General features: G+C 47.4%; 15 protein-coding genes. 7 read left to right on the top strand and 8 right to left on the bottom strand.

The features are described from left to right. Window positions 1-347: 347 nt before the first annotated feature. Window positions 348-1,520, bottom strand: coding sequence for a substrate-binding domain-containing protein (locus KNP00_RS06290; RefSeq protein WP_215143322.1), 1,173 nt, complete (start codon window positions 1,518-1,520; stop codon window positions 348-350). A 39-nt stretch (window positions 1,521-1,559) separates the two neighbouring features. Continuing rightward, window positions 1,560-2,498, bottom strand: coding sequence for a nucleotidyltransferase-like protein (locus KNP00_RS06295; RefSeq protein ID WP_240542753.1), 939 nt, complete (start codon window positions 2,496-2,498; stop codon window positions 1,560-1,562). 102 nt (window positions 2,499-2,600) lie between these two features. Here KNP00_RS06295 and KNP00_RS06300 point away from each other — a divergent pair, with 102 nt between their 5' ends. Next, window positions 2,601-2,960 (top strand): YgzB family protein, encoded by a 360-nt coding sequence (locus tag KNP00_RS06300; RefSeq protein ID WP_240542754.1) that lies wholly within the window; start codon window positions 2,601-2,603, stop codon window positions 2,958-2,960. Window positions 2,961-2,996: 36 nt separating this feature from the next. Here KNP00_RS06300 and perR read toward each other — a convergent pair whose 3' ends face one another. Then, complete coding sequence (gene perR / locus KNP00_RS06305; protein WP_215143660.1) at window positions 2,997-3,428, bottom strand: peroxide-responsive transcriptional repressor PerR; 432 nt, start codon at window positions 3,426-3,428, stop codon at window positions 2,997-2,999. Window positions 3,429-3,619: 191 nt separating this feature from the next. On the opposite strand from perR, the gene KNP00_RS06310 reads away from it, so the two are divergent. Then, on the top strand, window positions 3,620-4,918 hold the full coding sequence (locus KNP00_RS06310; protein ID WP_215143326.1) for a glutamate-1-semialdehyde 2,1-aminomutase: 1,299 nt from the start codon (window positions 3,620-3,622) through the stop codon (window positions 4,916-4,918). Window positions 4,919-5,033: 115 nt separating this feature from the next. Continuing rightward, window positions 5,034-5,429 (top strand): thiol-disulfide oxidoreductase DCC family protein, encoded by a 396-nt coding sequence (locus KNP00_RS06315; RefSeq protein ID WP_215143328.1) that lies wholly within the window; start codon window positions 5,034-5,036, stop codon window positions 5,427-5,429. Window positions 5,430-5,464: 35 nt separating this feature from the next. On the opposite strand, the gene KNP00_RS06320 is transcribed toward KNP00_RS06315, so the two are convergent. The 4 genes from KNP00_RS06320 to mutY form a co-directional block, all read right to left on the bottom strand. Continuing rightward, the gene (locus KNP00_RS06320; RefSeq protein WP_215143330.1) at window positions 5,465-7,213 is read right to left on the bottom strand and encodes an ABC transporter ATP-binding protein; all 1,749 of its coding nucleotides are present in this window, start codon (window positions 7,211-7,213) and stop codon (window positions 5,465-5,467) included. 39 nt (window positions 7,214-7,252) lie between these two features. Continuing rightward, a complete protein-coding gene (ntdP, locus tag KNP00_RS06325; RefSeq protein WP_015880896.1) occupies window positions 7,253-7,795 on the bottom strand; it encodes a nucleoside tri-diphosphate phosphatase in 543 nt (180 codons plus the stop codon). A gap of 89 nt (window positions 7,796-7,884) precedes the next feature. Beyond that, the gene (locus tag KNP00_RS06330; protein WP_215143332.1) at window positions 7,885-8,310 is read right to left on the bottom strand and encodes a hypothetical protein; all 426 of its coding nucleotides are present in this window, start codon (window positions 8,308-8,310) and stop codon (window positions 7,885-7,887) included. Then, entirely contained in the window at window positions 8,297-9,331 is a 1,035-nt protein-coding gene (mutY, locus tag KNP00_RS06335) for an A/G-specific adenine glycosylase (protein WP_215143334.1), read from the bottom strand. Before mutY ends, KNP00_RS06330 begins: the two co-directional genes overlap by 14 nt. A gap of 88 nt (window positions 9,332-9,419) precedes the next feature. Here mutY and KNP00_RS06340 point away from each other — a divergent pair, with 88 nt between their 5' ends. Beyond that, window positions 9,420-10,403 (top strand): metal-dependent hydrolase, encoded by a 984-nt coding sequence (locus tag KNP00_RS06340; RefSeq protein WP_215143336.1) that lies wholly within the window; start codon window positions 9,420-9,422, stop codon window positions 10,401-10,403. A gap of 25 nt (window positions 10,404-10,428) precedes the next feature. On the opposite strand, the gene KNP00_RS06345 is transcribed toward KNP00_RS06340, so the two are convergent. Beyond that, a complete protein-coding gene (locus tag KNP00_RS06345) occupies window positions 10,429-10,962 on the bottom strand; it encodes a YceI family protein (protein ID WP_215143338.1) in 534 nt (177 codons plus the stop codon). A gap of 219 nt (window positions 10,963-11,181) precedes the next feature. Here KNP00_RS06345 and adh point away from each other — a divergent pair, with 219 nt between their 5' ends. The 3 genes from adh to KNP00_RS06360 all read left to right on the top strand — a co-directional run bounded on the left by adh (window position 11,182) and on the right by KNP00_RS06360 (window position 13,909). Next, window positions 11,182-12,702 carry an aldehyde dehydrogenase gene (gene adh / locus KNP00_RS06350; RefSeq protein ID WP_215143340.1) on the top strand — a complete coding sequence of 507 codons (1,521 nt, stop codon included), beginning with the start codon at window positions 11,182-11,184 and terminating at the stop codon, window positions 12,700-12,702. Between the two features lies 1 nt (window position 12,703). Then, window positions 12,704-13,066, top strand: coding sequence for a DUF779 domain-containing protein (locus KNP00_RS06355; protein WP_215143342.1), 363 nt, complete (start codon window positions 12,704-12,706; stop codon window positions 13,064-13,066). A 117-nt stretch (window positions 13,067-13,183) separates the two neighbouring features. Then, window positions 13,184-13,909, top strand: a complete 726-nt coding sequence (locus KNP00_RS06360) for a nuclease-related domain-containing protein (RefSeq protein WP_215143344.1) — start codon at window positions 13,184-13,186, stop codon at window positions 13,907-13,909. Window positions 13,910-13,913: the final 4 nt, after the last annotated feature.

A 13,913-nucleotide genomic window follows, 5' to 3' on the forward strand; every position in this document is an offset into this window, starting at 1 on the left:
CGCCAGCGTTCGTCCTGAGCCAGGATCAAACTCTCCAAAGAATTTGATATAGCTCTTAGATTGACGAAGCTTGCGCTTCATTCAAAAATTGTAAAACTTATTTTTGCCTCATCGTTCAGTTTTCAAAGTTCGTCTGCCGCTCTTGGCGACTTCATTAATCTATCACGTTTCGACTGTTTTCGTCAACAACTTTTTCACAAATTGTTTTTCTAAAATAATCTTTTGCCGTGACAACGTTTATAACTATAATCTTTAATTACTACTTCGTCAATATAAAACGTAATAAAATTTTAAAAAAAGATTTACTCTCCGTCAATGTGACGAAAAGTAAATCTTGAAATCACCTATTAATCGAGACGAACGTAGCCAGTCTTTTCGACTAACGTCTGCCCTTCCTCACTTTCGAGCCACTTTAGAAAATCTTCATACTGCTTTGCTTTCTCATCAGTAGTCACCGCGTAAAATTCAGACGTCAGCGGATACGATCCATCTTGAATCGTTTCGACGGTCGGCTCGATTCCTTCTATACGAAGTAACTTGATTTTATGGTCATGCACCATTTCAGTCGCATAGTATCGGAATGAAAATCCAATCGCATTTTTATGGTTTCGATACGATGAAGCTTGTTGGATGATCCCACCCATCCCTTGAGGAACATCTTCTACCGGCGCTTCCATGAGCTTTTGATCGCCCATCATCTTTTGTAAAGCTGTTTGGCTGCCGCTATCCTCCGGTCGTTGGAAAGCTCGAATGGTTTCCGAGTTGCCGCCGACCTCTTCCCAATTCTGAATGTCTCCCGAATAGATTCTACGAACCTGTTCGATCGACAACGAATCGACCGGGTTATCTTCATGAACGAAGTAAACAAATGCTTCCCTACCAATCGGTGTCATATGAAGAGAAACGCCTTTTTGATCCGCTTCCTGCAACTGACGGTCTGATGGACCAGCGACGAAAATTAAGTCAGTCTGATTGTTCATCAGTCGACTGTAAGCTTCCGGTGTCGTTGTCGACACGACTTTACTCGTTTGTACATTATATGGGTCGTACGCTCCCGTTTCCGGATAGACCGCTTCCACAAAGGAAGCGTACATCGGATAGAGCGCTGTCGCCCCGTCTAATCGCGGCAAACCTTCCTCGAACTTCACCAAGCTCTTATGATCGAGCTTCGCCAATTGCCCTGATTTCGTAAACGGCTGATAGTCCATCAACTCCACACCGCGCTCTTCAATCTTCAAGCTGTCCTGATACATATAATATCCTTTCACAGAAGCGAAGAGGACAGCACCGACCAACGCACCCCAGCCGAGAACTTTTCGAATCTTTTGTTTTGAAAAGGACGAGAAATCATAGAGTCCCATACATACGATTAGTAGAAGGGCCATATACCATATCGTCCAAATAATCGGTCGCCCGAGTGTGATGGGGTCTCCCATCGTAAAAAGAGCGACAAAGACAGAGATCACAATCGTGACAAATAAAATAAAAATGGTTCCAACGCTAAATTTCAACAGTTTCATACACCTAGTATTCTCCTCATTGTTCCTAGGGAGGGACAGTTAAGCAATCTCATACAGGACCGCTTCTACCCCGACACCTTTTGTCGGTCTCGTGACCGTGCGAACATATCCTTTTTTCACTAAAAAACTAACGATGCTCCCGAGGTCGACTCGGAGCTCATTCAAATTCGGATGTTCCATTAGTTCTGAGAATGTCCACGCCTCATCCTTCTCCTGCATCGTCTGAAGTAACAGCAATGTTCCCGGCAACACTTTCGATTGAATCAAATGTTCCATGCCAATGACGACTAGGTGGATACGCTGTTCAAGCGACTCTTGCCCCCCGACTAATTCCTCGTGCAGTTTATAGATTTCAAGGTCGATTGCCCGGACCTGTTCCCACAACACGATTTCTGGATGAACTCCCGCCTCAAGAATCGAGAGGCGGGCCAAATGGGTGAGCGCATGATGAACTTGTGTGAAGGCATCTTGGAACTCCCCTTCTAAAAACAAATAGCGTCCGTCTTCGAATCGGCGCAACAATTTTGCGAAAGACAACGAGAGTTGTAAACGTTGTTCCCGATTCGTCAAGTTCCGGTTGCGTTGTCGTAACTCTAAGATGTATTCATTCCGTTCGAACAACACGATTCCGTCTTCAATCCAATGGATGGCTCGTCGGTTTTCGTTTAAGACAATCCACCGGTCCATCATTGAGTCACTGACTACATGTAAGACAATTCTCTCCTGACCGACTTGATAATGCTTCACTGTCCAAAACGCTTCCTCTTTCGCTTCGATCACAATGAGTAGACGATCCGACTGATCGGTCAACGGGTCACGTGCCCGTTTCTTCTTTACTTCAATAATCCCGAGTGTTGATACCCGTGCAGCATATTCTGAATAAATGGTGCGAGTCGCATATTCCATCGCCATCTGGACCCCTTCTCTCCCAATCGCAAATTGACTATATATGACGATTGTCATTTCGATACGAACCAAATTCGCCCCCTTTTCAAAAAACTCCTGCCGAAAAAATGCAGGAACTTCTCACTCGTTTGAAGATGAGCTATGATAGAGACAGACAATTGGAGGGATTCACTCATGAAAAAACGGGGGAACAAAATCAATCGCGCACGCAATGTAGCGTTACTCCTCATCTTTGGCGGGATCGGGGTCATGTATCTCGGTCTTCTCGCAAAATCCATCACCTGGCTCATGATTATTTTCATGCTCCTCGGCTTTATCATGGTACTCGCGAGCTCTGCCCTTTACTTCATTATCGGAATGGCCTCAACAAAAGCCATCATCGTGACTTGCCCAAACTGTGAACGAGAGACGAAGATGCTCGGGCGCGTCGATTTATGTATGCATTGTGATGAGCCGCTCACAATCGACCGGTCACTTGAAGGTAAAGAATTTGATGAGAAGTATAATAAACGTCAGTCACAACAAACCGACTAACACAAAAACCACATCCGACTGCTCGGATGTGGTTTCTTAATGCGTTTGCGATTGTTCAGCCTGACAAGATGGACACGTCCCGTACACTTCAAGTCGATGCCGATCGACTTTGAAGCCGGTCAATTGAGAAGCTACCGCTTCAATCTCATCTAATACTGGGTAGTTGAAATCGACGACCTTCCCACACGTGTCACAGATGATGTGATAGTGCTTCGACGTCACAAAGTCAAAGCGACTCGAGGCGTCACCGTAATTCATTTCTTGAACGAGCCCTACTTCTTTGAAGACGCGCAAATTGTTATATACAGTGGCCACACTCATGTTCGGAAACCTTGCGGCAAGTGCCTTATAAATGTCATCCGCTGTCGGGTGACTATGCTCCGTGACGAGGTACTCCAAAATGGCCTGGCGCTGAGGCGTCATTCTGACTCCATGTTCTCGGAGCGACTGAACAGCATGGTCAAGCATTTCGCTTCCCACGTCAATCCCTCATTTCTTCTATAAAATTCATGCGAAATAGGTTTGAACTTTAACTTATTTCTTACATAGTAATCTTTATAATTAGTGTACTGATTTCTAAACGCTTCGTCAAACACCGAGCTTATGCGGTTGACGGCTATGATACAATAAGTGCGAATTTGAATAAGGAGGCAATACATATGACTACTTCATCAAATCGTCAGTCATCTGATGCATTGTACCAAGATGCACTTACTCACATCGTCGGAGGTGTCAACAGCCCATCCCGCTCTTTCAAGGCGGTCGGTGGTGGCGCCCCTGTCTATATGGAACGCGGCGAAGGCGCTTATTTCTATGATGTAGATGGAAAACGTTACATCGATTATTTGGCTGCCTACGGACCAATCATCACCGGGCACGCCCACCCACACATTCACGAAGCGCTCGTAAACGCTTCTTCAAAAGGTCTGCTTTATGGGACCCCTCATCGCCTCGAGGTCGAGTTTGCAAAAAAATTGAAGCAAGCCATTCCTTCGATGGATAAGGTCCGGTTCACCAACTCGGGAACAGAAGCCGTCATGACGACGGTCCGAGTCGCCCGTGCTTATACCGGTCGTGAACTCGTCGTAAAGTTCAGCGGCTGTTATCACGGGCATTCAGACCTCATGCTCATTGCAGCAGGTAGCGGTCCGGCGACGCTCGGTTCTCCTGACTCTGCAGGTGTAACGAAAGCCACTGCCAAAGAAGTGATCACCGTCCCGTTCAACGACGTCGAAGCGTATCGGACGATGATGAAAGAATGGGGAGACCAGGTCGCTTGCGTCCTCGTCGAACCGATTGTCGGAAACTTCGGGATCGTCGAGCCAAAACCAGGCTTCCTCCAAGCTGTCAACGACATTACGCATGAGCATGGCGCACTCGTCATCTATGATGAAGTCATCACGGCGTTCCGCTTCACATATGGAAGTGCCCAACAAGTGTATGGCATCGAACCGGATATGACAGCTCTCGGGAAAATCATCGGTGGCGGTCTGCCGATCGGCGCATATGGCGGAAAGACAGAAATCATGGAGACGGTCGCACCACTCGGACCTGCGTATCAAGCGGGCACGATGGCGGGGAACCCGGCCTCGATGGCGACAGGGATTGCCTGCCTCGAAGTGCTCGAGCAGCCTGGTGTCTATGAGAAGTTAGATGCACTCGGCGCAAAACTAGAAGCCGGAATCCGTGAGGCGGCGGAGAAACATGACGTCACCATCACAATCAATCGCCTGAAAGGTGCCCTTACGGTTTACTTCACGGATGAAGTCGTCACCGACTATGACGGTGCGGAAAAATCAGACGGGGAGAAGTTTGGTCGCTTCTTCAAGTTGATGCTCGAGAACGGCGTGAACTTGGCCCCATCCAAATATGAGGCTTGGTTCCTGACGACCGAGCATACAGATCAAGATATCGAAGAGACAATCGAAGCGGTCCATCGCTCGTTTGCTCGGTTGTGAGAGATGCGCAAGCATCTCTTTTTTCGATTCACTCTATTCATGCTCGCAAACTCGCAACTTGATGTTTAAGATGAAGACAGAATGGTAAAAAAGAACGATGAAGGAGGCGAAGTACTTGCCTACGATTGTGTTATTCGATGGCGATTGTAACTTTTGTGACGCCAGTGTCCAGTTCATCATTCGTCATGATCGACACGCCTTGATTCACTTTGCATCGCTCCAAAGCGAGGTCGGTCAGTCGCTCCGAACACGACACCGGATTCCGGAATCAGTCGACAGTATCGTCTATATTGAACAAGGGGTCCCTTATTTAAAATCAGACGCTGCGATTCGAATTGCCGAACACCTTGATGGCCGTTGGCGCCTGCTTCGACTCATTCGTTTCATACCTAGACCGATTCGTGATTATGGATATGATCTCTTCGCCAAACATCGGACACGCCTGTTCGGGAAAAAAGAAGTGTGCACACTCCCTCCCCCGGATGTGCGTAAACGATTTTTAGACCGATGAAAAAGTCGAGTTCCCACCGGAACTCGACTTTTTCATTATTCCACTACGGCTAAATCTTGAATCATATATAGGTCATAATACGCCCCGCGACGACGCATCAGTTCTTCATGCGTCCCTGTCTCCATGATTTTACCGTTATCGACGACGACGATTTGGTCCGCGTCGGTAATGGTCGACAAGCGGTGGGCGACGATTAACGTCGTACGCCCTTTCGTCAGACGGGCCAACGAGTCTTGAATCATCGCCTCACTCTCTAAATCAAGCGCGCTCGTCGCCTCATCTAAAATCAAAATCGGAGGATTCTTCAAAAAGACACGGGCAATCGCAAGCCGCTGTTTTTGTCCACCAGACAGTTTGACACCTTTTTCCCCGACCGGTGTCGCATACCCCCCCTCAAGTTTCGAGATGAACTCATGGGCGTTCGCCGCTTTCGCCGCTTCGATGACTTCTTCGTCCGTCGCATCCGGGTTCCCCATGCGAATATTCATCGCGACCGATTCACTGAAGAGGACGGAGTCTTGCATGACCATCCCGATTTGATCGCGAAGCGCACGTAATTTGAAATCACGTACGTCTACCCCGTCGATTTTAATGCTTCCATCCGTCACGTCATAAAAACGCGGAATCAGGCTGACGAGTGTCGACTTTCCTCCACCGGACATTCCGACAAACGCAACGCGTTCTCCGGAACGAATTTGGAGGTTCACATCATTCAACGCTCGTGTCCCGTCCTGCTCATACGAAAAGCTGACATGCTCGAGGTCGATTTTTCCTGCTGTCGACAATGGAACGAACCCGTTCGGCTTCTCCTTGATATCGTACGTCTCATCGAGAAACTCGAACACACGGTCCATCGACGCGACCGATTGCGTGAGTGTCGTCGCCGAGTTGACGAGACGACCGAGCGGTGCATAGAGTCGGTCGATGTACGCGATGAACGCGACGAGCGTCCCGAGCGATACCGCTTCTTGAAGGACAAGCCACGATGCCGTCGTGAAGATAAGGATTGGCGCGATGTCGGTGATGGTCGACACGACGACATACGTCTTGGCATTCCAACTCGTATGTTTGAGTGCCGCGCTCAAGAAACCACCGTTTTGTTGTTCGAACGCCTTATTTTCATATGGCTCTAGCGCAAAACTCCGAATGACCGCCATCCCGTTGACGCGCTCTGTCAAATGACCTTGAAGATCAGCAAGTGCGGCCGAACGTTCACGCGTCAAACGACGCAACCGCCCATAGAAATAGCGGACTGCGATCGCATAAAACGGAAGTGGTAAAATCGCAATCAGTGTGAGTTGAGGGTCAATCGTATACATGATCACGATGGCGATGAGGATGGTGACCATGTCGAGCCAAATATTCATCAGACCGGTGATGACAAAGTCTTTCGTCTGTTCGACATCGTTGATGATTCGTGAAATGATCTGCCCCGTCTTATTATTTGAATAATAACGGAGTGACAACTTTTGGACGTGGTCAAACAATCGATTTCGTACATCAAACAAGACACGCGTCGCGGCCCATTGCGCCAAATACTGACGTAAGTATTCAATTGGCGGTTTGACGACGAGAAAGATGAAGAAGACGATGCTGAACAACCAAACGAGCGTCGTGTAATCCTGCTTTGGCGCATCATCCGTCAAATAGTTATCGATGACATACCTATAAAGTAACGGTAATCCGAGCGGGATCGAAAACTTCAAAATCCCGACGAAGATGGTAATGGCAATTTGATTTTTGTACGGACTGACAAATTGCATATAACGTTTAATACTACCCATAGTGCCTCCTGACTTAAGAAAAAAAGCGGAGATGAGGAATCATCTCCGATAACGTGCTTCGTATTCGCGATACCATTCATCGACGAATGTTGGGTTGAACGGCCCTTTCCGTCCTCGAATCCAGTTGATCAGCTCTTGCACGTTCTGCTTCAAGATTCGATCAATCGCTTTCGGATAATTCATCTCGCGACGATGCCGCTCATATTCATCTTCATCTAAAATCGTATACGACATATCCGGGAACACCTTGATGTCCAAATCGTAATCGATGTATTTGATGGCACGTTCATCCCCATCAAATGTAGTCGGCGAACCTAGATTACAGTAGTAGTAAATCCCGTCTTCGCGAATCATACAGATGACATTGAACCAATACTCAGATGAAAAGTAGCAAATTGCCGGCTCTCGCGTTCTCCATTGCCGACCGTCTGACTCGCTGACCATAATCCGGTCATTGAATCCGATCATATCCGTTTTTGACGACTGAAGGACGAGCGTTTCTTCCCAAACGCGATGCAAAGTTCCGTTGTGCTTGTAGCTCTGTATCTCGATTTTGCTACCTGCTTTGGGAAATAAGCTCATAAGCTCCTCCTTTCCGCTATGATGCTATACAATTCTCATATTTAATTATAGCGACTTTCAGAACCAATGAAAAAGGAAATCTCTTATTTTCATGAATTTAGTGTTTTTTGGAAGGCTCGTGCCCGTTCTCGAAACATCGGCCGAAGCACGAAATATTCGACGAGTATGTTCGGGACAAAGCTATCGAACGTCACTTCGTCAACCATGACCGCCTTCCCATCCCGCTCTTCGACCCGATGCACGTGCGTGAACCGCTTGAACGGAAACGGTAACGTCTTCCCTTGATCGCAAAATGCCCGTTCCCCTTCAATCGCAATGACACTGTCCCACGGCAGTTCCACTGGACCGACTCCAACGAACAACTTTATTTCATTCCCTTCGACCGAGGCGCCGTCCCCTACTAAGCGTACTTTCGGAAACTTCGTCAACTTCGTCAGAAGCGAAGCGTCCTGCAATAGCTCCCATAGCGTCTCTACCGTCGTATCGTATGTCGACTCTACATCAAATTGTCTCATGTTCGCCACCCGCCAATCGCTCTAGTTTTTGTTGGGCCACAGAAACCGTCTTCTCCTCGCGCTCCGAGGCGTCTAGCCAGATGACGTCATCGATTGGAAGCGTATCGACTCGATATAAATCGATATACCAAACGATATGAGAGAAGACGTGCTTCACTTGCCCGAGATAAGTACCGTTAACCTGTTCCCCTGTTCCCCGTTCCGTAAGCGGGTATTGCCACATCCCGGCAAGTAAACCTTTGTCCGGTCGCTGCACGTAAGCAACTTTACCGTCTTTCTCGACCCATAGTGCGTCATACATCTCGATGCGAGCCGCTCCTTTTTTCGTCTTCACCGGCAGCTCTTCTTGAACGTTATGGGTGTATGCGTAACAATTGTCTTGCACGGGACAGAGCGAGCACATCGGATTTTTCGGAGTGCAGACCGTAGCACCGAGTTCCATCACGCCCTCATTAAAATCAGATGCATGAGCCGGGTCCATCAACCGACGAACGACTTGTTCAAAAATTTTGCGCGTTTTCGGTAACGCGATATCGTCATAGATTCCAAACTGTCGAGACATCACGCGCATGACATTCCCATCCACGGCTGGTTCAGGTTGATTGTACGCAATCGATAATACGGCTCCCGTCGTATAAGGACCAACGCCTTTCAACTTTTCAAAACGTTCCTTTTCTTCAGGCACGATGCCATCATATACGGAAGCGACTTCCTTGACCGCCTCATGAAGATTGCGGATGCGAGAGTAGTAGCCGAGCCCTTCCCAATACTTCACGACTTCATCTGTTTCAGCGTCCGCAAGCGCCTCGAGTGTCGGGAATCGTTCCATAAAACGATTGTAATACGGGATGACCGTGTCGACCCGCGTCTGTTGTAACATCACTTCACTCACCCAAACGCGATATGGATTTTTTGCGTGTCTCCAAGGGAGGTCACGCTTTTCACGATTAAACCAAGTGACCAACTCCTCGTTGAAATGATGAATATTATAATTTGTGAACAATTTATCAAGATTAAGCATTGTGTTTCCCCTCGTTTTAAAAATATTGTATGATAAATAAGAATAGATAACGTGATCTTGTGTTTATTGATGGAGGTGCTGACGCACATTGGATACAGCGACACACATTGGTATGGGACTTGGCTTAAGCGCCATCGCAACGCTTAGTCCGGAAGTTTCAGGTGATGCTCAACTATTTTTAGCTATGACAGCGACAGCTCTTGTAGGCTCACACGCACCTGACTTTGATACCGTCTTTAAGTTAAAAGGAAACAGTACGTATTTACGCCAGCATCGTGGTCGTTCACACGGAATCACCGCGCTTCTCGCTTGGCCAATCATCGTCAGTGCCGTCATCGGAACGGTTCTTGGCGTCAATCCTGCCTCACTTTGGGTCATGGCACAAGTTGCCGTACTGCTACATGTCACCGTCGATTTGTTTAACGCCTACGGGACGCAAGCGCTTCAACCATTCTCGAAAAAATGGATTGGGTGGGGAGTCATCGGAACGTTTGATCCGTACTTGTTCTCGGCTTATTACGGTGCATATGCATTATGGATGATAACGGGTGCGACTGTCCCTATTTTTGCACTGCTCATCGCGCTTGTCATCAGTTACTATGCCATTCAGTTCAAATTACGCAACCGCGCGCTCGCCACGGTAGCGCGTCACTTCGCAGGTGCACATGAGTTATTCATCTCCCCAGGAATCGGGTGGGATGACTGGCATGTCGCCGTTCGTTTCCGTGACGGTCTCGGAGCCGTAAAAGTGAAGAAAGGAAAGGTCATCGAGTGTGGACGTTTTCGTGATAAACCGATGCCTGGTGAAGAAGACCCACATTTCGTCAAGGCTAAAAGAAATGCCGATTTGCAGGCGTTTCTCGATTTTTCTAAAATTCACACGTACACTGTCACTCGTTATAACGGGATGGTTGAATATCGATTTACGAATTTACGCTACTTCTCTAAAAATATGTATCCGTTCGTCGCCGTCGTCATCGTCGACGAGCATTCGAATGAAGTATTGTCATCCTTTACAGGTTGGGTGTTTAGCGAAGACAGCCTACAAAAGAAATTAGTGTATGAACAATAAAAAGTCGCTCATGATGAGCGACTTTTTATTGTTCTGCCTCAGTGAACTGGAGCTCGAACTCAAATTTCACTTTTTTGTCGACTAGGACTCCACCAGCTTCAAGCGCTTGGTTCCAAGTGAGTCCATAATCCTCTCGGTTGAGTGACCCTTCACCAGAGAAGGCATACTTCATATTGCCCCATGGATCTTTCGCACTCCCCTCATACTCTACTTCAAACGTCTCCTGTCGAGTTGTACCACGAATCGTCAAATCTCCCGTCAACTCGAATTCTCCATCGCCTTTCGAACGGAACGATGTCGATTGAAACAAGATATGCGGATGTTCTTCTGCATTGAAGAAATCGCCTGAGCGGAGGTGATTATCTCGATCTGCGTTATTGGTGTCAATCGATGCTGCCTGAATCGTCACTTTTACGTTCGCATCTGATAAGTTACTTGGGTCACCATTCGCTTTGATCTCGAACTCTTTGAACTCGCCTTTCACCTTTGAAATCATCATATGCTTGACAGTAAACGTGATTGAACTATGTGCCGGGTCGACCTGATATGCCTTTGCCATCATGATTCACTCCCTATACTTGATTTTCATGTACACATGTACTCATTACCAAAAACCTTGACTTCAAAACATTTTTACAAAAGATTGACAAATTATTGTCAAAAAATTTTGACTTTTATCACAGTGCGGCTTTACGATGAGAAAGGGAGTCGTTCGCTTACCGATAAATGTAAGCGCATACATCACTCTTCTATCTCGTATGAAAAGGGAGGAATGATCATGATTTATGAAGTGCCGAACTCAGCAGGAACGACAGTACAGTTTAAGGACCGTTATGAAAATTTCATTAACGGAAAGTGGACCGCGCCAGCTGGTGGAGAATACTTCGAAAATACATCTCCTGTGAATGGGAAAGTATTATGTGAAGTCGCCCGCTCAACGAAAGAGGATATTGAACTTGCATTAGATTCCGCCCATGCCGCTAAGGAAAGCTGGGGGAAAACGTCGGTCACGGAACGGTCTGTCATTTTGAATAAGATTGCGGACCGAATGGAAGAGAATCTCGAGATGCTCGCGTATGCAGAAACATGGGAAAACGGAAAAGCTGTAAGGGAAACGCTCAACGCCGACCTTCCGCTCGCCATCGATCATTTCCGTTATTTCGCTGGTGTGATTCGTTCACAGGAAGGTGGCATCAGTGAACTCGATCACGATACGGTCGCCTATCACTTCCATGAGCCACTCGGCGTCGTCGGACAAATCATCCCGTGGAACTTCCCGATCCTGATGGCCGTTTGGAAACTAGCTCCTGCGCTCGCTGCCGGAAACTGTGTCGTCTTGAAGCCGGCGGAACAAACGCCATCTTCGATCATGGTCCTCATGGAACTCATTGAAGATTTATTACCACCCGGGGTCCTTAATATCGTGAACGGCTTTGGTCTCGAGGCGGGCAAACCACTCGCTTCGAGTGACCGTGTCGATAAAGTCGCCTTCACCGGTGAGACGACAACGGGTCGTCTGATTATGCAGTACGCTTCTCAAAACATCATCCCGGTCACGCTCGAGCTCGGTGGGAAGTCACCAAATATCTTCTTTGCCGACATCATGGAAGCGGATGACGATTTCTTTGATAAAGCGATCGAGGGACTCGTCATGTTCGCCTTGAACCAAGGAGAAGTATGTACGTGCCCATCTCGCGCTTTAATCCAGGAATCCATCTATGACAAATTCATGGAGCGTGTGCTCGAGCGCGTCAAAGCAATCAAACTCGGCAATCCGCTCGATTCGGACGTCATGATGGGTGCGCAGGCGTCGAACGAACAGATGGAAAAAATCCTTTCTTATCTCGAAATTGGGAAAGAGGAAGGCGCAGAGTGTCTCATCGGTGGAGAACGCAACATGATGGATGGAGACTTGGCTGACGGGTATTACATTCAACCGACCATCTTTAAAGGTCATAACAAGATGCGGATTTTCCAGGAAGAAATTTTTGGACCAGTCTTGTCGGTGACGACGTTCAAAGATGATGAGGAAGCACTCGCCATCGCGAACGATACGCTTTATGGACTCGGGGCAGGCGTGTGGACACGTGACATGAACCGTGCCTATCGGTTCGGTCGTGAAATTAAAGCAGGCCGCGTCTGGATCAACTGTTACCATTCCTATCCGGCACATGCCGCATTCGGTGGCTACAAAATGTCTGGGATTGGTCGTGAGAACCATAAGATGATGCTCGGTCATTACCAACGCACGAAAAACATGCTCGTCAGCTACAGCGAACAGAAGCTCGGGTTCTTCTAAGATGGTGAGACGAGTCGAGGCCACTCCCGCCGCGCTCGAACTGATCGAACGTCTAAAGTCGAAACACGGCCCCCTCCTCTTTCATCAATCAGGAGGGTGCTGTGACGGAAGTTCTCCCATGTGTTTCCCACGTGACGAGTTTATGGTGGGCGACCACGATTTGCTCCTTGGTGAAATCGGAGATACCCCGTTCTATATCCACGAGAAACAATATGATTATTGGAAGCATACACAGCTGATTATCGATGTGGTCGATGGTCGGGGCGGTATGTTTTCCCTCGAGGGTGTCGAAGGCAAACGATTTTTAGGGCGTTCTCGAGTCTTTACAGAAGAAGAGCGTGAAGCGCTGAAACGTGAAGCATGAGCAGGAGGACCCATTTCGGTGGGTCCTTTATGATGTAAAAAAAGATTATCCTCAATTGTAAAAAATATACATATCAAATGTTGTTCTTTTGTATAGTAGATAGAAAGGAGGGATTCGATGGATTCATTACTCACGACATTATTCGAAAGTATTTTTGTTACCTTGGTCAGCATATTCGCACCCATTTTTCTCGTCCTCACACTCATCATCATCTACAAGGTCAAACGTTATCAAAGCAGTCAGTATTCTCAACAAACTCGACATCCTTATCTCAAAGTGGTTCAAGATACCGGTCTACTCGGAGAATATTTATGTGTGGCGGAGATTGAGTCAAAGTTCTTCCAACCGTTGATTCTGACAAACTTGTATCTCCCCCATCCTTCTAAAAAAGATCGAACAACAGAAGTTGACGTCGTTTTTATCAATCAGTCCGGGGTACATGTCATCGAATCAAAAAACTATAGCGGTTGGATTTTTGGACGGGCACGTGACCAATACTGGACGCAGACACTCCCCCGCCGGAAGAAACACCGCTTCTTCAATCCAATCAAACAAAATGAATTGCATCTGAAAGCCATCGAGCGAGTGCTTGGATTAGACCGGACCCATCTTCACTCGTGGATTGTGTTCAGCAATCGTTCGACGCTCAAACAGATCGAATCTCCCGATGTCCCTGTTCTCAATCGTCAACAATGGATCAAAAAGCTGATCACCCATCAAGATTTCGTATTTGACCTTGATGAACAAATGCAGCTATATAAAATCTTACAGTCCTTCACTCAAGTCGACACGACTGTCACCTTGAAACATATTGAAGACATCAAATCGACGATCAAGCAATAAATGA

The sequence above is a fragment of the Exiguobacterium qingdaonense genome (genome assembly GCF_018617855.1).
Taxonomy (GTDB): domain Bacteria; phylum Bacillota; class Bacilli; order Exiguobacteriales; family Exiguobacteriaceae; genus Exiguobacterium; species Exiguobacterium qingdaonense.